The sequence below is a fragment of the Sphingobacterium sp. UBA5670 genome (assembly GCF_002420705.1).
In the GTDB taxonomy this organism is placed as follows: domain Bacteria; phylum Bacteroidota; class Bacteroidia; order Sphingobacteriales; family Sphingobacteriaceae; genus Sphingobacterium.
Genome location: NZ_DIIM01000023.1, coordinates 28,349 through 46,781, shown reverse-complemented (window position 1 = coordinate 46,781; position 18,433 = coordinate 28,349). Strand labels below are relative to the sequence as shown.

The following is an 18,433-nucleotide window of genomic DNA, read 5'->3' as shown; positions in this document are numbered from 1 at the left end:
ATGAAAAAGGGCTACTTTCGCTGCTGTCCGATTGAATACTAATAGATGGGGTATTGAAAATAACCATTTGATCGAGAATTTAAGTGAAACTGTTATTTAAAAATTTGATATTGATAAAATCGCATGGTATAAGTTTATATTAAATCGTCTTACATATCAGTAGATATTTTGCCAGATTAACAATAATTTTTTCATTGGTGGCGGCTGATAAGCCCTTAAATTCTGCTGTAAGGGTTCTTTTCTTTTTTTCCAATACTTGTTCTCGTCTATTCATCTCGTTTTTGAATTTTCTTAGGTTGTCCCCTGCTGCATGAAAAAGTCTGAGTTCGAGATAGACGGGGTCTTCAGACAATTTGGCAAAAAAATCATCAAGCTCCTCTTCCTCATGGATCAAAACGTTTAGCGACCATTTTAGCATATCACTATCCATTAAATCAAAATAGCCTGGTTGATTAGCAAATTGGTTCATATCAATCTTTAACAGCGTTAATAAGTCTTTCTCTTCATATGCTCTGTCCGTTTGACGAACAATATTACGCTTGCCCAACGATTCCTCATTAGCAGCAAGATTATGCGCAAAATAATTCGATAACCGTTTATAAAGTTTTACTAATAAGCTTGGTTTTTCTGTCGTGTTAAAGCCTGAAGATGATTTTGTATAAAGATCCAAATCGTCCATAATTTGTTCAGCAAGCAACTTCCTTTCACAAGAACCATTATCTTTCGAGAGTTTCCTGTATTTTGGTGACAATAGGGTTGAAAGTTGCTCCATCATTTCCTCTTGATCAAGTTCTTTTACCAATCTAGATTCTCCAGACCAGTTGGTATAGAAAAGCACATCTAATGGATGTGCTGGAGTTAGTTCGAAAGAAAGCTCGCAAGCTTTTACTATAGCTTGTTTCAGTACCTGTTTATTTTCAGAATCACAGGCGTCATATTTAGACGCGATAAAATAGGCGAATGTAATATAAGTATCCGCTAAATTTATCTTCGCTTCTGCCCACGATCCGCTGGATTGATCTTGCAATACCTTATGAAGTTCTAATTCAGCGTCACGCTTTTTCTTTTTATTTTTAACTACAGAATAAAGTGCTTTTGCCTTCATCAACAAATCGTTCTCCTCAATTCCATCCAAGCTCCTGAGTTTATTCGACACCTCTCCCTCGCCGACTATTTGTTTTCCTTTTTTCTTACTTGGGGATACTGTCAACTCAACATGTTTCCCCAAGCATAATAAAAGCATACTCTCGCAGAGAGCATTAAAGCGTTCCAAAACAGGTTCATCGTGAGCGATCTCGGCAAGTATAGCTAAAATAGATTCTTTCACATCCCCTGTAACAATTATAGAAGGGCAAGCAAAATAACCATCGGATTTTGATGATGCTTTCGTCAGCAATTCGTCAATAATAGGTGTATTCCGCAGATGGCTCAAGTGTTCTGGCCGGATAAACAGATCTAAGCATATGTGCTCCCCGGGCTCCAGCTGTAATTCAATTTTCTCATCTGCCAACCACATTAAAAAATTCGATTTCAAGGTTCTGGTTGAGGCAGCTTTCTTTCCCACTAAACTAGTATAGCCTGCTTCTCCCCAACGTAAGCTCAGGCAAATTGCCCTTTCCGAAACACGAGAGATGCAAGTAGCGATTTCGCTGATATTGTATCGTCGATAGGATAATATTCTTCCGCTTCCTATTGCCTGCATCGCATCCATTTCCGAACTTTCAGTGATTATACCCGTTTCCAAAAGTATAATCTTATCATTGGGTTTAAGATCCTGAAATTGAAAATCTAACGGAGCAAGATGCTTTAAGCTTACATTGTGTTCAAATATCATAATATTACTTTTTTAAAACAGTTATTTTAGGCCATCTAACAGCAGCTGATTGCAAGGGAATACCAGCTTAGGTTAATACTTTCGCTAATGTGCCGATCAATACATCATTGTTAATGAATCAAAATTAGTGATATATATCTGTATACTAATTATAACAAAAGATTGACGGGAATAACCGCAAGAGAGTTTATTTCTTAAGAAATTAATAATGAAACAAGAAGTGAAATGCTCATTTACAACAAAAAAATTAAACAAATAGTCGGTGAAATGAACTTTACTGACTATTACTTTTTCCACTTATTTTAGATCCAGTAAAGGGATGTCATCGAGTGAGTTTCTAATTTATAATAAAGAACTGGGTATCCAGGCAAGAAAAAATATAAATCGGGATAAAGCATTCAGTTCACATAATATCTAGAATAATGACTTAAGCACACTAAAAGAGATCCAACAAAAAATACCTGAAACCAGTGATAAGGCTAATCAGCAAATTCGTTTATTTTTGCGGGAAACAACAAACAATGGAAAATGAGAAAATTAATTGGCTGTTATCTGATACTCCTGACGCTTAGCCCCCTCCATTCAGCAGCACAGGAAAATGTAAGATTTGACGATAATTTCAACTTATGGAATATACAAAAAGGCCAGCAGGCAACTGTTTTTGCCAACAAAGCCTATATTCGTGCTCAACCTAACCTTAAAGCCACCATTATAGACTCCTTATCTCTTGGAAATACAGTTACTATCAATAGCGGCCCACTCAAAGGAAATACCATAAAAAATTTCTATGCCCCTTGGCATGAGATAAGTTATTCCGATGGCAAGGTTAAAAAAACTGGGTTTATTTGGCTTGGGCTATTGGCACTGGGAAAGCAAATCGCTACAGACGGCTCACAATATATATATGGTTTCGAACGTTTTTTGAAAGGTACCAATGAGCAGGAATCGGATCACTTCTCAATTGTAGTAAAACTACTGGATTCAAATGGGAATTTGCAGGCAGAAAAGTCATTTCTTTTCGCCTATTCTGAACAAACATTTTCTCAAAGCAAATTGCTGCCGGCAATGGGACTTCAAAATGTAAAACAAATCATTCGCATAGAATTTCGAGGCGAAGCCTGTGGGATTCCTTCCGAATACAACTACGTTGCCTGGACAGGACAGCAACTTGTTAGTCTTCCAAGCCGATATTCCGTGAGTGATGCAGGTGTTTTCTATTACGATGAAAAGATTCTTTTCCCTTCAGAACATGGAAAAAATAGTCAGATTATCTATAAATACATTGAAGAAGGAGATGTTATCGATGATAATGCAGAAAATCCAAATTTCAAGGTTAGCAAAAAGAAAGAAGAATTTCAATGGAACGGTACTAGTTTTGAAAAGCTGCCAATGGCCAACTAGTGCTTTCCATCAATTTTAACATATTGTACGATTAAAAAATAAGAATTGACAAATGAACGAGAAAAATATATATGATTTGTTCTATAGTGGACAATTAGATTTATTTATCATTGAAGGGGAAAATCAACTGAAACAAAACGACCAAGACGTTACGTTATGGACACATCTCGCAATCGCCTATCACGATCAGGTATTTTATGATGGCCACGAAGCGATTTTCGATATCATTCAAGAAAAAATGATTCCCTATTTTCAGAATGCATTGTCAATTGAACCGGAAAATGAAACGACCCTATATCATATCCTGAACTACATACTTGATAACCAAATAGCGTTAGCGCAAATTGGCCGTCCAAAACGACATATCACAGAAACGAATAAAGCTCAATTCATCGACTACGCGAAAAAACTAATCGCCTCCCCCAATATGGGCGGATATGGCCACAATTATCTGGTCAACATCTATGAAGGTCTTCAAGATGATACTTCGATGCTACCTGCTTTAGAGGCGGGAATCAATTTCGTAAAAGAAGCGTTTAAAGATGAGCGCGAAACATTGGATCATAATTTTTCCATCTTTTGGATAAAAAAAATATACCTGCTGGACCGTGCTAAACAGATCAATGAAACCAATGTATCAAGTTTGATTGAAGCAGATTTCAAACATTTCATCAGCAGCAACGAAATGAATTACGTGGATCTCGCTGAAATTGCATATGAAAACAAAGCGATCGACTTGGCCCTTAGAATTCTACTTAAACTTATCAAAGGAGAAAACTCTGCCGTGCATATTCACCAAGAACTTGTCAAATGGCATGCACGGTTTGAAGAGTTGATTGCTGAAGGCTATGAAAACCCTGAAGTTTTCTACTATCAGCTCATTATTGAGCGGAATTATTCAGAAGAAATCGGAATCCCATTTGATTTCTACTATTTGCATGCACTCAAATTGATCGATGAATATCCGGACTCTTATGCTGGTTATCATTTTGCGGCTGCCTATCTCTATGATGAGGAGCAATATACTGCTGCAATTCCATACCTCCAAATGGTAGGCGAAAAGCAATGGAATGCCACATCGTGGCGACGTTTGGTCGAATGTAGCTATAAAACCAATGCTGTAGTTTATGATCAGATTCCTCTTTTCAGGGATCTTCCACGGGAGTGCTATAATGAAGCTGTTATCCTCTCCGATTTTGTTCATTCTTTGGAGAATTTGAACGCAGCTGACCAATCGGCACTTCAAGCGCTAGTCCTCGGCCTATACCGGCAGGCTTATGATGCATTTAATAATTACTTTGAAAAAGATCAATATGAAAGTGACTATTTTGGTGGCAGCCACAACAGGGCCATGAATTGCAATAATTTAGCATTGGCTTATAAAGAAGCCGGCGACTTGGAATCCTGTTACATTATTGCTACCGAAGGGTTAAACTATTCAAACTTTGAAGAGCTTCACTTCACACGAGCCGATGCCCTGTCTGCATTCGAAGACTATGTGCGGCTGGAGGATGTGCTGCAGCAGTACTTTGATGCCTATCAAATTTCATTGGAAGCCACCCTTGAACAGTCAGAATTTGCAGCAGAAGAAGATCAGGAAGATGAAAATAACGAACCAGTTATCTTTCCTCCCTGCTACCGTATGCTTATGCATCAAATCGATGTCGAATACCACTTGCAGCGTTCAGCGGATATTCATTCCAGAGCTCAGCAATTATTGGAGTTTATCTATCGATTCTATATTGACAACCCTAATTTAGATGATTATCATTATCGTGATTTCGAAGCCACAAAGAATGCTATCGAAAATATAGTTTATTACATGATCGAACAGGATCACTTGGAGCAACGTATCTCCTATTACCAAGACATGGCGCAGAAATACCCACATGAAGCACAGCCTCAATATGTACTGATGCAACTGCACAATGATCAGAGTAACTATAAAGCCATGAACACTGCTGCCTATAAATACCTTAAAAATAAAAGGGAATTTATCATCGATAGCTTCGACAAAGCAAAGACACTCTACTTAATCATCAAAAGTCATTATTATATCAAGGAATTTGATGCGGGCATAGACACCTTCCAAACCTATGACAATTGGGTACAATCCATTATGGAGCCAAATGATTATGTGCTTTGGTTAAAATTCGGGATTCAACTTTTGGCTGAAAACGGCGCTATCAACGAACTAAATAAATACATCAGCATTTTTAATAGCATTTACACTCAATATGACTGGGGTTATGATGACGATGTCGAATCGGTCAGGTTGGCGGAGGCCCTTGCAAATTATAAAACCGCAAATCTAAGAAAAGCACACAGTCTGCTGGATGAAGTCCTTGCCTACTCGGATCACTCTCCCCTTGCTGACGAATACAAACGTACATGGAAAAAACCAGGCTTCTTTTCTGGCTTTAAATTTTAAAAGTTCAATGGGTTTCTAAGCGATGAAAGACACCCCATGCTTCATTCCCTATTAGCTGGTTTTCGGAAGACCTCCTAATAGGGAATAAATAAAAAGCGATGGATACGACAAAAAACCTTAAAATACAGAACATTTAATTCGCAAAAAAACTATATTTGGATAGATATGGCAATTAGGCGACTTATATTGATCTTTTTAACCCTCGGCTTTTTAATGAGTACGTCTACCACTTTCGCTTGCCATAAGCAGGATAGCTCTAGATGTGACACTCGGCAGAAGACAGCTGATCACAAAAATGAAGATTGCTGCGCGAAATCTAAGTCCACTAAGGAGGCCTTCTGTAAACGCCATAAACAAAGTAAAAATTGCAATTGCCCATGTGCTTACGGCTACACCATTTTGGCGATTTACAATCCGCCGGAGCCAAACCCTAGGATTTGTACCATTGCAATCAAAAAAAACTATACATCAATAGTGCCCGCATTTGTTTCAGGTGGATATTACTGTCCCTGGGTTCCTCCAAAGATAAGCTGATTGAATACCTATCATTTTTGATTACTTATTTTTATTTATTCTTCCATTTCAATAATATGAAAATCCATCATTATATCATAACAGGGATACTTGTGCTCTCCTCTTTAACAAACCATGCACAAGATAACAATACGACAAACAGCAATGTCAAAATTGCAGGGAACTGCGGTATGTGCAAAAAAACAATAGAAAACGCCGGGACCTCTGCCTATGCTAAAGTAGATTGGAACGAAGACAATCAGACAGCAACGATATCGTATGATACAGAGAAAACTTCCTTGGACGCTGTCCTGAAAAATATTGCGGAAGCAGGCTATGATAATGAAAAATACCTGGCCTCCGAAGAAGCTTACGCGAAACTCCATGCTTGTTGCCAATACGAAAGGAATTTAGTTCCTTCGGCTTCAGATACACCTAAAGATGCAGAAAGCCAATCAGTAATTCCAACTGATGACAACAGCGACGGAACTAACTTTCAGCAGATCTATGATCAATACTTTTTGCTTAAAAATGCGCTAGTTGCAGCTGATAGCAAACAAGCAGCGGGATTAGCAAATCATCTTTCTGATGAAATCGGCAAAGTAAAAATCGCTAATCTAACAGAAATGGAACAAGGCGTCTGGAAAACAAAAATGACATCGCTTAAAGCTGCCGCGAAGAATCTACAAGACGCAAAGGACGTCCTTAAGCGGCGAGAAGCCTTCGCTGTGTTGTCGGAAGAAATTTATAGTTTGTCCAAAAGCTCTAAGCCTCCGTTTTCCATTTATTATCAAAAGTGCCCCATGTTTAATAAAGGTAAAGGTGGCACTTGGTTAAGTCGTGATAAAGAGATCAAAAATCCTTATTATGGTGCACAGATGCTGACATGCGGCAGTACTATCCAGACACTTTAAAGGATATTTTCACTTATTCCCATCTGATAAAGGTTTATCTTGCAAGAAGATAAACCTTTTTTTTGTAATTATGCTCGCGATAATCAACTTTATTAAACCAAAATGGTATATTTAATATCAATGAAAATAGACTGGCTCAGATGACAAGATGAGTTTATTAAAAGCAAGATTCAATTCATGGAAAAAGTGATTATTACAGGCGGTGCTGGAGCCATAGGTGTTCATTTGACAAGACTATTGGTTACCAATTTCTATGAAGTTATTATTTTTACCAGAAACCCCAAATCCCATCCCGCACAATCCAATGTCCGCTACGTACATTGGGATCCCAACAAACAAATAATTGATACCAAGTCAATTCAGGAAGCCGATTATATCATCAATCTAGCGGGTGCCAATCTTAACGCAGAACGTTGGACAAAGTCCTATCAACAGGAAATTATCGCCAGCCGGGTAGAAAGCGGACAGCTACTCTACCAAAGCCTAAAACAAGTACCAAATCAGGTAAAAGCCGTACTATCGGCCTCCGCTATAGGCTGGTATGGAGCAGACGATCAGTACCAAAAAAGACCTTTTGAAGAAGCCGACCCGCAGGGTGGAAATTTCCTGTCCTGGGTATGTAATCTTTGGGAAGGAAGTGTCAAACCTATTGAGACCTTAGGAAAAAGGCTAGTTGTCTTCCGTTTTGGCATCGTGTTAAGCAATGATCAGGGTTTACTAAAAGAAATCAGTCGTTTCTTACCTTTTCGTTCGATTCCGATTTTAGGTTCCGGCAAACAGATGCTCAGTTGGATCCATATCGATGACCTCTGCCGCATGCTCCTATTCGGTCTGCAGAATAATAATGTAGCCGGGATTTATAATGCATGCTCCTCCGAGCCCCTTTCCCTTTCTGAGTTTAGCAGAAGAATAGCCAAACATAAATACGGGCCATTCTACATTCCCCTACCCGTTCCCTCATTTTTGATTAAACTGTTGCTCGGAAAGAAAGGCCAAGAAATGGTTCTCAGTGGGACCTGGGTGAGTAACAAAAAGATTGTGAATGAAAAATTCCCTTTCAGATATCCACTTTTGGACAATAATTGTATAGATAATTTACATATTGATTAATTGTTAATTCGCGTTAATTTCTGCCCATTTTGGGACAAAATCCGTATATTTGCGGCTTATGAAGATTTTTAGATATGGCGCAAAGGGCTCCGAAAAAGCGGGAGTCATTTTAAACGAAAAGAAATATGATGTTTCAGAAGGAAATTTTCAATATAACCGCGATTTCTTTGCGGATATTGCAAACTTAGAAAAACTTCAAGCATATATAATTGAAAAAGGCGACACGCTTAAAGAGATAGCTGACGACGAGCGTATCGGTACACCATTGGAAGCCCCTTCCAAAATCCTTTGTGTAGGGCTTAATTTCGATGATCACGTCAAAGAAACCAAATTACAACAAGCTTCAGAGCCTATTGTCTTTATGAAATCTGTATCTGCGTTCAATGGCCCTTTTGATGGAATTACCCTTCCGAAGTTCTCTGTAAAATCTGATTGGGAGACCGAATTTGCCATTGTAATTGGAAAAAAAGCTTCTTATGTTACTGAAGAAGAAGCTTTGGACCATGTGTTTGGCTATGTGCTGCACAATGACGTGACAGAACGTGAATTTCAGATCGAGCGTGGCGGAACCTGGGATAAAGGTAAAGGATGCGATACGTTCGCTCCTATTGGTCCGTTTATAGCAACCAAAGATGAAATCAGTGATATTGATAATTTGAAAATATGGCTTAAACTTAATGGTGAAATCATGCAAGATGGCAATACAAGTGATTTTATCTATCGTGTGCCCAAATTGATTTCTTATTTAAGTCACTTTATGAGTTTACTTCCAGGCGATATCATTTCCACAGGATCACCTGCGGGATCTGGAATGGGAAAATCCCCACAAAGATTCCTGAAAGATGGCGATGTCATCGAATATGGCATCGATGGACTGGGATCTGCAAGACAAGTGATTTCAGCTTATCAAGCGTTATAAAAACATATATTTGGGTTCTTTCATTCTTTTTCAAGCTGAAAGAACCCATTTCATATCCACTTACACACAAAGAAACATCTACACTGCCTTTGCCATACGTTAATTTAATTTATTTCATTTTATTTTATCCCCGGCATTTGTGTACATTTATAGCAACATCATCCGTTTGTCAAAATATATAGCTAAATCCCCATAGGGTCAATGATTCAACTAAACAACATATCCAAATCATTTGAGGTGAAAGCCGCACGCATTGATGCTTTAAAAGACATCTCGTTGTCGATTGCGAAAGGTGAGATTTTTGGTGTAATAGGTGCGTCTGGAGCCGGAAAAAGTACACTGATCCGTTGTGTCAATCTTCTAGAAAGACCAGACCATGGTCAAGTAATTATTGAAGAGGATGACTTGATGTCCCTCTCGCCGAAAGACTTGATGATGAAGAGAAGAAAGATCGGTATGATTTTCCAACACTTCAACTTATTGTCATCACGAACAGTCTATGCAAACATATCCTTTCCACTCGAGCTCGAAGGGAAATCAAAAGAATTTATCAGTCAAAAAGTATCGGAATTATTGCGTCTGGTCGGATTGGAAGATAAGGCTAATGTGTATCCGGCTAACCTTTCCGGGGGGCAAAAACAACGCGTTGCCATCGCTCGCGCACTAGCCAATGATCCTTATATTCTACTTTGCGATGAGGCGACAAGTGCTTTAGATCCAGCGACAACAAAATCCATTCTTAAGCTGCTAAAAAAAATCAATAAGCAACTTGAGCTGACCATATTGCTGATTACTCACGAGATGGATGTTATTAAAAGTATTTGTGATCAGGTTGCTGTATTGGACCATGGAAAATTGATCGAAGCTGGTCCAGTAGAAGCAATATTTGCTAATCCGCAGGAAGCAACAACCAAAGACTTTATTCAATCTTCACTTGAAGTAGACATTCCGATAAGTTTTCAGGAGCGGTTGAAAAATGCAGGGAATCCACTGGTAGAGATCTATTTAACGTCGAACGAAGAATCCATCCCGTTTATTCAGTACTTAGAACAACAATATCAAGTCAAAACAAATATCATTACTGCACAAATAGACTATATTGGCGAAATGAAATTTGGAGTTATATTGGCTGAACTATCTGGCGAAAAAGAAAATATAACGCAGAGTCTATCTTTCTTAATGGAAAAGCATTCACAAACAAAAATATTAGGCTATGTCTGATCAGGTATTTAATCTTCTGCTATCGGGGACTTTAGAAACCCTGACCATGACGTTCCTGTCTGGTTTCTTTGGTTTTTTGCTAGGTCTCCCACTCGGGATATACCTGTTCTTAACCCGAAAACATCAACTGCTGGAAAACAAAGCCATGCACCAACTTGTTTCTTTAATAGTTAATGTGTTTCGGTCTATCCCGTTTATTATACTCATTGTATGGATGATTCCATTTACGCGTAATATCGTCGGGACATCAATAGGTATGTCTGCAGCATTGGTTCCTTTGAGTATAGGTGCGGCCCCATTTATTGCAAGGCTCGTGGAAAATAGTCTTTTGGAAATTCCAAATGGCCTAATCGAAGCCTCAAGGGCAATGGGAGCAAATGCTCAACAGGTGATTTTTAAAGTATTACTTCCTGAGGCTCTCCCGTCGCTAGTAAATAATGCAACAATTACACTGATCACACTAGTTGGATACTCTGCAATGGGTGGCGCGGTAGGTGCTGGTGGACTGGGACAGATTGGTTATCAATATGGTTATGTCGGATACGACACTTTTATCATGAATTCTGTTCTAATTTTATTAATTTTAATCGTATTCCTATTACAATATACAGGGGATTACATTTCAAAGAAAGTAAACCATCGTTAACATAAATTATATCATATGAAAAAATTGAACTATGCATTTGCAATCTTAGCTTTCAGTCTCGTATCGATTGTGGCATGCAATAACAGGGAAAAGAAAGAGAATATCCTTAAAGTCGGTGTTGTGAGCGGCCCCGAAAAGGAACTAGCAGAAACGGCTAAGAAAGTTGCAAAAGAAAAGTTCAATCTCGATGTGGAGTTAGTAGCCTTCAACGACTACGTTGTACCCAATGAAGCCCTAAATCAAGGTGATATCGATGTAAACGTATTCCAGCATCAGCCTTACTTACAAGAGCAGTCCAAACAACGCGGCTTCACCAAACTAACCATTGTCGGAAACACATTTGTATTTCCTATCGTTGCCTATTCAAAGAAAATCAAAACCATCACCGAATTACAGCCCGGAGCCACTATTGCCATCCCAAATGACCCTACCAATGGAGGGCGCTCGCTTTTGCTTCTGCAACGGGAAGGAATTATCGGTTTAAAAGAAAATGTTGGTATCCAGCCTAAAGTAACAGATATTGTAAGCAACCCTAAACAGGTTAAAATCATTGAGATGGAAGCGCCACAGTTACCTCGTGTTCTGGATGATCCTCAAGTTACACTTGCAATCATCAATAACAGTTTCGCATCTCAAGCTGGATTGGATCCCGAAAAACAAGGTTTGTTCACAGAGGACAAAGAATCTCCTTACGTCAATCTAATCGTTGCCCGTTCTGATAATAAAAACGATGAGAAAGTCCAACAGTTTATTCAAGCATATCAGTCACCAGAAGTAGAAGCTACCGCAAAAAAGGTCTTCAAAAATGGGGCAATTAAGGGCTGGTAAAAATTAGCACAAACAAGTGATAGAATCAGGTCGATTATGCCCTTGTGGCTCTGGCAATACTTATAGCGAATGCTGTCAGCAAATACATCTTTCTCATGTTAATGCGACCACAGCGGAGGCCCTGATGCGCGCACGCTACAGTGCCTTTGTTGTTCAGCACATCGATTTTCTGTACAACACTTTTCATCCATCAACAAGAAGGTTTCAAAATAAACAGGCTATTGGACAATGGGCGCAAGAAAATAAATGGATGCAACTTTCCATTCTAAAATCTACTGCTCACACTGTCGAGTTTGAAGCACATTACCTGAACCCCCAGATGGAAGTTCAGATTCACCATGAAAAATCCACGTTCAAAAAACTAGGTGACTTGTGGTACTATGTAGATGGACGATGATATAAAATTTATAGCCTGCAAGCGATGAAAAACAGCCAAGCAGTTATATCAACCGCTTGCAGGTATTTTTTTTTCCAGCACTTTAATATCCTTCGTCTCTGGCCGAAAGTCTTTGCAATAATCCCACACAAATAATACCAACAGGACTACCAATACCTACAGTATAATAAAAAAGCAGTTTTAACCTTAGTTAAAACTGCTTTGCAAGCACTGAACACTATTCGTCAGCTTATATGTTCTAGATCAATCCCTCCGTATCTTCACGGTAAGGAGCCTCTTCATCAAATTCTCCTTCCCATTTAGCAACAACTACTGTAGCAAGACAGTTTCCTATAACGTTGACTGAGGTACGTGCCATATCCATCAATTCATCAATACCCAAAATTGCTGCAATGACAAATGTCGGTAAACCGAACTGATCGGCTGTAGCTATCAGAATAATTAATGAGGCCCTTGGAACCGCTGCCACGCCTTTGGATGTGATCATCAAGGTAAAAGCGATCATCAATTGGTGTCCAAATGACAGATGTATTCCTGCTGCTTGAGCCACAAAGATTGCGGCCAATGATAGATAAAGGGATGTACCATCCAAATTAAAGCTATATCCTGTAGGAATGACAAATGAAACAATCTTACGGGGAACGCCAAATTTCTCCATTGCGCTCATTGCTTTTGGCAACGCAGCATCTGAGCTTGTCGTAGCAAATGCAATCGAAACAGGTTCTTTAATCGCATTGATAAAACGTTTCACTGGTATTTTTAAATAAAGTGCCACCGGAAGGAGCACCAGACATAAAAAGCAAACTAAAGCAAAATATAAGGTCGCTAATAGCATGAAAAGATTCTTGAGAATATCGACACCAAGATGTCCTACGGTGTAAGCCATCGCAGCCCCCACTCCAATTGGAGCAAAGTACATAATAATGTTGGTAAACTTAAACATCGTCTCAGACATACTCTCGGTAAAATCCACCAAAGGCTTACGTTTTTTCTCATCCACCATTGCCAATCCAATTCCGAACAAAATTGAAAATACAACAATTTGCAAAACTTGGTTATCGGCTACAGACTTGACGATATTTTCCGGAAATAAGTCCCTTATAAAAGAAGTAAACTTATATACAGGATGGACATGGTCGGGAAGTGTTTTAAGGATATGCTCATCCATGCTTTCTTTCGGTGCCGGAAGCTCTTCATGCGGCATATGAGCAACATCCACACCTACCCCTGCCCGAGTCAGGTTTATAGCTCCCAAACCGATAAAAATAGCACAAGTTGTAGCACAAAAGAAGTAAAGCATCGATTTCCACGCCATACGTCCTACCTGCTTCAAATCAGAATGCCCTGCAATTCCATAAACAAGTGTAGCAAAAAGAATCGGTCCAACAATAGTCTTTACCAATTTGATAAATCCTTTACTTAAAGGCTGCAGGGAAATTGCTAGATTTGGAAAATCCAAACCAACAAATATCCCCATAATCATACAGGTCAGAATCCAGGTAGTCAAATTTTTCTTAAAGAGCGCATTTACAACCAAAACGGTAGCAACTATCCAACGGACAGCCATTAGAAATTCATGCGAAAAGCCTACAACATCAAATTCGTATAATACAGCAATGATACAAGCTAATGTAACTGTGATCAGGGTAATCAACCCTATTTTGGTTTTTAACATTTAAAAGATTTTAATGGTCAAAAGAACAAAAATAAAAAAATCCTATGCTTTTGCAAATATTATTATTCCAAACGGCTAAGTTTCGCAACAAAATATCGATTTCGTCAAAATACAAAAACACAAAAAAGGCAGGAAAATTTCTTATCCTGCCTTATATTTTAACGGAACACTAAATTTATTCCGCGTGTAACCAAGCTTTTTTCGCTAAGAGCTCATCGTTAGATTCACGCACATCTTCATCATCCACACAACAATCAACAGGGCAAACTGCCGCACATTGAGGTTCATCGTGAAAACCTACACATTCTGTACATTTATCTGAAACAATATAATAGACTTCATTAGAGATTGCTTCCTGAGACTCATTGGCATCTAAGGTAACACCGTCGCCAAAATCAATAATCCCATCTAAAGCCGTCCCATCTGAAAATTTCCAAGTTACACCAGCATCGTATATTGCATTATTTGGGCATTCCGGTTCGCAAGCACCACAGTTAATGCATTCGTCTGTAATTTTAATCGCCATTTATAACCTCACAATTATGATAAATAAACTATTTTTGCATTATCAATATGAAACAAAGTCTGATTGAACAATAAGGCTAGTTGATTCACGTTGATTAATGTTAACAGCACAAATATAATACAAATTTGTGTATTCATCTTTTAAAATTTTAATATTTTGACAAAGCAACAACGAATAAGTGCGTTTGTAAAATTAGGCGAGCAGCTACAACAGCGACCTGAAGATATGATTCAAATCATTCAATTCGCTCAACATAAAAACCCATGGTACACCCCACAAAATGTTGAACGCGCGATTCATGCGATTGCTGCCAATTTGACAACAGAAAAGCTAACTCAATGGTTGGCTCCTTATCCAGATCTTAGTTCGACGAAAACTGTAGGTTTAATCCTTGCCGGCAATATTCCTTTGGTTGGATTCCATGATATTCTCTGTGTTTTGATCAGCGGCTTTAAAGCCAAAATTAAAATCTCATCAGACGATGCTGGACTGACCACCTATGTTCTCAATCTGCTTAAACAAATCGAGCCTTCCTTTCTGGATGCTTTTGATATTGTAGAAAAACTCAAAGATTTCGATTTGGTTATTGCAACAGGCTCTAATAATACTTCTCGTTATTTTGATTACTATTTTGGTACTAAGCCTCATATTATTCGTCGTAACAGAAATAGCATTGCAGTCATTGGTGGACAAGAATCTCCAGGCCAACTGAACGCCCTTGGGCATGACATCTTTGATTATTTCGGTCTGGGCTGTCGCTCCGTATCAAAACTATTCATTCCAAAAGATTATCCCATCGCGCAATTTTTTGAGGGTATTGCTGCATTTAACACCATTACCGAGCATTTCAAATACAACAACAATTACGATTACAACAAATCCATCTATCTGATCAATGGTGATAAGCATTTTGATAATGGATTTTTATTGCTCAAAGAAGATGAACGCACTGCTTCTCCCCTTGCTGTCGTCTATTACCAAACCTACGAAACACAGGCTGAAGTCGAAAACAAGCTCAAACAAGAGTATGAAAATATCCAATGCATTGTATCAGAAATTTCGTTAAATGTAGAATCGCCGGTATTTCCTTTTGGAGAAAGTCAATGCCCAGCATTAAATGATTTTGCCGATGGAGTCAATACGCTGGATTTCCTATTTGCAAACCAGTAAGCTCCCTTTAAATTCGTATTAAAAAAATTGCATTAAAAATACTAACTTTGAAATTATGTATATCATTAAAGTAAAAGGCGTCGCCAAAATCCCTGATTATGTACAATTAAGAGATGATGCCTTCACCTTGCTGGCATATTTTAGAGTCGACCGACCAGATAAATCACTTGATAAGATCGGATTAGGGGAAAAGGCAGAATATATCATGCAACTGGTTAGAGAAATGCCTTTTGGGCAAATTAAAAAATTAGAATTTTAGCTTCCATGATTGAGAATAAAGTTATTACATTAAAAAACGTTGATATCTTCCAACAAAAGCATTTGGTATTGTCAAATGTCAATTTAAACATTGGCAAAGGAGAGTTTATTTATCTTATCGGGCAGTCCGGCAGTGGAAAAAGTAGTTTATTAAAAATCATTTACGGCGATTTATACATTGGCAATGGCGAAGGTATGATCGCGGGCTTTGACCTAAAAAAGCTGCACGAGAATGACGTTCCTTACCTGCGAAGAAAATTGGGTATCGTTTTCCAGGACTTTCATCTGTTGTCAGACAGAAGTATTGAGAAAAACCTGGAATTTGCACTTAAAGCAACAGGTTGGAAAGATAAAAAAATGATTGATAGCCGCATATTGGATGTATTGGAAAAAGTAGGACTTCGCTCCAAACTTAAGAAAATGCCGCATGAACTTTCTGGAGGTGAACAACAACGGATCGTAATCGCTCGTGCATTATTAAACAACCCCGAAATTATTTTGGCAGATGAGCCTACCGGTAACTTAGATCCGGCCACATCAGAAGAAATTGTTCTGTTACTGCGTGACATTGCCAATTCGGGAACAGCTATTTTAATGGCAACCCACGACTATACTATTATCCGTAATATGCCATCTCGTATCATAAAAACCGGCGATGGAATATTACAGGACAATGTCAGTATCTAGTAGGAAAACTGACACATAATAGAGAGATTCCGACAAATTGTTAGGCTTTTTTAATAAAATCTGACAAGCTGTCGGAATTTTATTGTTTGGCAAAAACTTTGACAAACGAAGCATAGAGTAAATTTTTGAATCTAATTTTAGCATTGAAGATATGAATGAGCAAGATAATTATTATGATGAAGGTCAAGATCCAGTAGAAACAAATTCTTCTGAACAACAGGAACAGCCTGCGGATAATATCGCAGAAGAACTGTCTACTGAGGAGAAATTGGCTGCAGAATTGGCAGAGGCAAAAGATAAATACATTCGTCTTTCTGCTGAATTTGACAATTATAGAAAACGTACAAGCAAAGAACGTGTTGAATTGATTCAATCAGCTGGAAAAGATGTCATCGGTAAGTTATTACCTACACTAGATGATTTCGATAGAGCGTTAACAGCCATGGAATCTGCTGCGGATGTTGAATCTGTAAAAACAGGGATGGACATTGTTAACAACAAATTCAGACAAACATTGTCGCAATTGGGTTTAAAGGAAATGGAAGTTAAAGGCCAAGAATTCGATCCTGAGTTGCAAGAAGCTATTACAGCAATTCCTGCACCAACTGCAGAATTAAAAAATAAGGTCGTGGACGTGATCGAAAAAGGATACTACTTAGGTGACAAAGTTATCCGTCACGCAAAAGTGGTTATAGGTCAATAATATTAAGACGATGTCAAAAAGAGATTATTACGATATACTTGGTGTTGCGCGTTCAGCGGACGAGAAGGAGATTAAATCAGCCTATCGCAAGTTAGCGATAAAATATCACCCGGATAAAAATCCTGGTGATCATGAAGCTGAAGAACAATTTAAGGAAGCTGCTGAGGCATACGATATCTTGAGCAATCCACAAAAACGTCAACGTTATGACCAATTTGGCCATGCCGGTAATTCTGCTAGTGGCGGCTATGGCGGTGGCGGCGGTATGAATATGGAAGATATATTCAGCCAATTTGGTGATATCTTTGGTGGAGGACATCCATTTGAAAGCTTCTTTGGTGGTGGCGGTGGCCAACGTGGCGGCCGTCGTGTAGCCCGTGGAAGTAACTTACGCATAAAAGTTAAATTAACGCTGGAAGAAATTGCCAAAGGCGTTGAGAAAAAAGTAAAGGTCAACAAACAAGTTGTCTGTCATAGCTGTGATGGATCTGGTGCTAAAGATAAATCTTCTTTCCATACCTGTAAAACTTGTGGTGGATCTGGATCTGTTAGAAGAGTGACGAATACCATCTTAGGACAAATGCAAACAACAAGCACCTGTCCTACTTGTAACGGTGAAGGTGTTGAAATCACAGCAAAATGTACAACTTGTAGAGGTGAAGGGCTAGAACGTGGTGAGGAAACAATCGCGATCAATATTCCTGCTGGAGTGAGTGAAGGTATGCAACTTTCCATGAGTGGAAAAGGAAATGCTGCTCCGCGTGGTGGAGTCCCAGGAGATTTAATTATCCTAATTGAAGAAGTTCCACACGAAAGCTTAAAACGTGATGGGCTGAATGTAATCTATGATCTATACATTAATTTCGTAGATGCTACCTTAGGCACTAGCGTAGAAGTTCCTACTATAGATGGCAAAGCGAAGATCAAAATTGAGCCTGGTACACAAGGTGGTAAAATTTTACGTTTAAAGGGAAAAGGTATTCCTGAAGTAAACTCTTATCACAAAGGAGACCAACTTGTATATGTAAATATCTGGACGCCGAAAGCCGTGTCCAATGAAGAAAAAGAATTATTGAACAAACTCAAAGAATCACCAAACTTTAAACCTCAACCGGGTAAAAGTGAAAAATCATTCTTCGAGCGAATCAAAGAATATTTCGATTAAAATCTGAAATTTCAGATACAAAAAAAAGCCATTTG

17 protein-coding genes are annotated in these 18,433 nt (G+C 38.6%); 14 read left to right on the top strand and 3 right to left on the bottom strand.

Annotated features, from left to right (window positions below; all coding sequences use genetic code 11):
• Positions 1 to 139: 139 nt before the first annotated feature.
• Positions 140 to 1,834 carry a hypothetical protein gene (locus B3C94_RS21115; RefSeq protein WP_293907475.1) on the bottom strand — a complete coding sequence of 565 codons (1,695 nt, stop codon included), beginning with the start codon at positions 1,832 to 1,834 and terminating at the stop codon, positions 140 to 142.
• Between the two features lie 528 nt (positions 1,835 to 2,362).
• On the opposite strand from B3C94_RS21115, the gene B3C94_RS21110 reads away from it, so the two are divergent.
• The 9 genes from B3C94_RS21110 (at position 2,363) to B3C94_RS21070 (ending at position 12,214) form a co-directional block, all read left to right on the top strand.
• Positions 2,363 to 3,235: a hypothetical protein gene (locus tag B3C94_RS21110; RefSeq protein WP_293907473.1), complete on the top strand. Its 873-nt coding sequence runs from the start codon at positions 2,363 to 2,365 to the stop codon at positions 3,233 to 3,235.
• Positions 3,236 to 3,287: 52 nt separating this feature from the next.
• Positions 3,288 to 5,666 carry a hypothetical protein gene (locus B3C94_RS21105; protein ID WP_293907471.1) on the top strand — a complete coding sequence of 793 codons (2,379 nt, stop codon included), beginning with the start codon at positions 3,288 to 3,290 and terminating at the stop codon, positions 5,664 to 5,666.
• A gap of 590 nt (positions 5,667 to 6,256) precedes the next feature.
• Positions 6,257 to 7,093, top strand: a complete 837-nt coding sequence (locus B3C94_RS21100) for a DUF3347 domain-containing protein (protein WP_293907469.1) — start codon at positions 6,257 to 6,259, stop codon at positions 7,091 to 7,093.
• A 177-nt stretch (positions 7,094 to 7,270) separates the two neighbouring features.
• Positions 7,271 to 8,203, top strand: a complete 933-nt coding sequence (locus tag B3C94_RS21095; RefSeq protein ID WP_293907467.1) for a TIGR01777 family oxidoreductase — start codon at positions 7,271 to 7,273, stop codon at positions 8,201 to 8,203.
• A gap of 58 nt (positions 8,204 to 8,261) precedes the next feature.
• A complete protein-coding gene (locus B3C94_RS21090) occupies positions 8,262 to 9,122 on the top strand; it encodes a fumarylacetoacetate hydrolase family protein (RefSeq protein WP_293907465.1) in 861 nt (286 codons plus the stop codon).
• 201 nt (positions 9,123 to 9,323) lie between these two features.
• On the top strand, positions 9,324 to 10,343 hold the full coding sequence (locus tag B3C94_RS21085; RefSeq protein ID WP_293907463.1) for a methionine ABC transporter ATP-binding protein: 1,020 nt from the start codon (positions 9,324 to 9,326) through the stop codon (positions 10,341 to 10,343).
• On the top strand, positions 10,336 to 10,989 hold the full coding sequence (gene metI / locus B3C94_RS21080) for a methionine ABC transporter permease MetI (RefSeq protein WP_293907461.1): 654 nt from the start codon (positions 10,336 to 10,338) through the stop codon (positions 10,987 to 10,989). The genes B3C94_RS21085 and metI overlap by 8 nt, the downstream gene beginning before the upstream one ends.
• Before the next feature lie 15 nt (positions 10,990 to 11,004).
• Positions 11,005 to 11,817, top strand: a complete 813-nt coding sequence (gene metQ / locus B3C94_RS21075) for a methionine ABC transporter substrate-binding lipoprotein MetQ (protein ID WP_293907459.1) — start codon at positions 11,005 to 11,007, stop codon at positions 11,815 to 11,817.
• A gap of 16 nt (positions 11,818 to 11,833) precedes the next feature.
• The gene (locus B3C94_RS21070) at positions 11,834 to 12,214 is read left to right on the top strand and encodes a YchJ family protein (RefSeq protein WP_293907457.1); all 381 of its coding nucleotides are present in this window, start codon (positions 11,834 to 11,836) and stop codon (positions 12,212 to 12,214) included.
• Between the two features lie 238 nt (positions 12,215 to 12,452).
• Here the strand turns inward: B3C94_RS21070 and B3C94_RS21065 are convergent, their stop codons facing one another.
• Positions 12,453 to 13,889: a dicarboxylate/amino acid:cation symporter gene (locus B3C94_RS21065; RefSeq protein WP_293907455.1), complete on the bottom strand. Its 1,437-nt coding sequence runs from the start codon at positions 13,887 to 13,889 to the stop codon at positions 12,453 to 12,455.
• Between the two features lie 175 nt (positions 13,890 to 14,064).
• On the bottom strand, positions 14,065 to 14,415 hold the full coding sequence (locus B3C94_RS21060; protein ID WP_293907453.1) for a 4Fe-4S dicluster domain-containing protein: 351 nt from the start codon (positions 14,413 to 14,415) through the stop codon (positions 14,065 to 14,067).
• A gap of 156 nt (positions 14,416 to 14,571) precedes the next feature.
• Here B3C94_RS21060 and B3C94_RS21055 point away from each other — a divergent pair, with 156 nt between their 5' ends.
• From B3C94_RS21055 to dnaJ, 5 genes are all read left to right on the top strand, one after another.
• A complete protein-coding gene (locus B3C94_RS21055; protein ID WP_293907451.1) occupies positions 14,572 to 15,585 on the top strand; it encodes an acyl-CoA reductase in 1,014 nt (337 codons plus the stop codon).
• A 55-nt stretch (positions 15,586 to 15,640) separates the two neighbouring features.
• Positions 15,641 to 15,844, top strand: a complete 204-nt coding sequence (locus B3C94_RS21050; RefSeq protein ID WP_046672891.1) for a hypothetical protein — start codon at positions 15,641 to 15,643, stop codon at positions 15,842 to 15,844.
• Between the two features lie 5 nt (positions 15,845 to 15,849).
• Positions 15,850 to 16,530: a cell division ATP-binding protein FtsE gene (locus tag B3C94_RS21045; RefSeq protein WP_293907448.1), complete on the top strand. Its 681-nt coding sequence runs from the start codon at positions 15,850 to 15,852 to the stop codon at positions 16,528 to 16,530.
• Between the two features lie 151 nt (positions 16,531 to 16,681).
• Positions 16,682 to 17,233, top strand: coding sequence for a nucleotide exchange factor GrpE (locus B3C94_RS21040; RefSeq protein ID WP_293907446.1), 552 nt, complete (start codon positions 16,682 to 16,684; stop codon positions 17,231 to 17,233).
• A 10-nt stretch (positions 17,234 to 17,243) separates the two neighbouring features.
• Positions 17,244 to 18,398: a molecular chaperone DnaJ gene (gene dnaJ / locus B3C94_RS21035; RefSeq protein ID WP_293907444.1), complete on the top strand. Its 1,155-nt coding sequence runs from the start codon at positions 17,244 to 17,246 to the stop codon at positions 18,396 to 18,398.
• Positions 18,399 to 18,433: the final 35 nt, after the last annotated feature.

Bases quoted from the DNA above. Each gene is read 5' to 3' on its own strand.
- B3C94_RS21115 (WP_293907475.1), bottom strand. From the start codon at position 1,834: ATGATATTTGAACACAATGTAAGCTTAAAGCATCTTGCTCCGTTAGAT.
- B3C94_RS21110 (WP_293907473.1), top strand. From the start codon at position 2,363: ATGAGAAAATTAATTGGCTGTTATCTGATACTCCTGACGCTTAGCCCC.
- B3C94_RS21105 (WP_293907471.1), top strand. From the start codon at position 3,288: ATGAACGAGAAAAATATATATGATTTGTTCTATAGTGGACAATTAGAT.
- B3C94_RS21100 (WP_293907469.1), top strand. From the start codon at position 6,257: ATGAAAATCCATCATTATATCATAACAGGGATACTTGTGCTCTCCTCT.
- B3C94_RS21095 (WP_293907467.1), top strand. From the start codon at position 7,271: ATGGAAAAAGTGATTATTACAGGCGGTGCTGGAGCCATAGGTGTTCAT.
- B3C94_RS21090 (WP_293907465.1), top strand. From the start codon at position 8,262: ATGAAGATTTTTAGATATGGCGCAAAGGGCTCCGAAAAAGCGGGAGTC.
- B3C94_RS21085 (WP_293907463.1), top strand. From the start codon at position 9,324: ATGATTCAACTAAACAACATATCCAAATCATTTGAGGTGAAAGCCGCA.
- metI (WP_293907461.1), top strand. From the start codon at position 10,336: ATGTCTGATCAGGTATTTAATCTTCTGCTATCGGGGACTTTAGAAACC.
- metQ (WP_293907459.1), top strand. From the start codon at position 11,005: ATGAAAAAATTGAACTATGCATTTGCAATCTTAGCTTTCAGTCTCGTA.
- B3C94_RS21065 (WP_293907455.1), bottom strand. From the start codon at position 13,889: ATGTTAAAAACCAAAATAGGGTTGATTACCCTGATCACAGTTACATTA.
- B3C94_RS21060 (WP_293907453.1), bottom strand. From the start codon at position 14,415: ATGGCGATTAAAATTACAGACGAATGCATTAACTGTGGTGCTTGCGAA.
- B3C94_RS21050 (WP_046672891.1), top strand. From the start codon at position 15,641: ATGTATATCATTAAAGTAAAAGGCGTCGCCAAAATCCCTGATTATGTA.
- B3C94_RS21045 (WP_293907448.1), top strand. From the start codon at position 15,850: ATGATTGAGAATAAAGTTATTACATTAAAAAACGTTGATATCTTCCAA.
- B3C94_RS21040 (WP_293907446.1), top strand. From the start codon at position 16,682: ATGAATGAGCAAGATAATTATTATGATGAAGGTCAAGATCCAGTAGAA.
- dnaJ (WP_293907444.1), top strand. From the start codon at position 17,244: ATGTCAAAAAGAGATTATTACGATATACTTGGTGTTGCGCGTTCAGCG.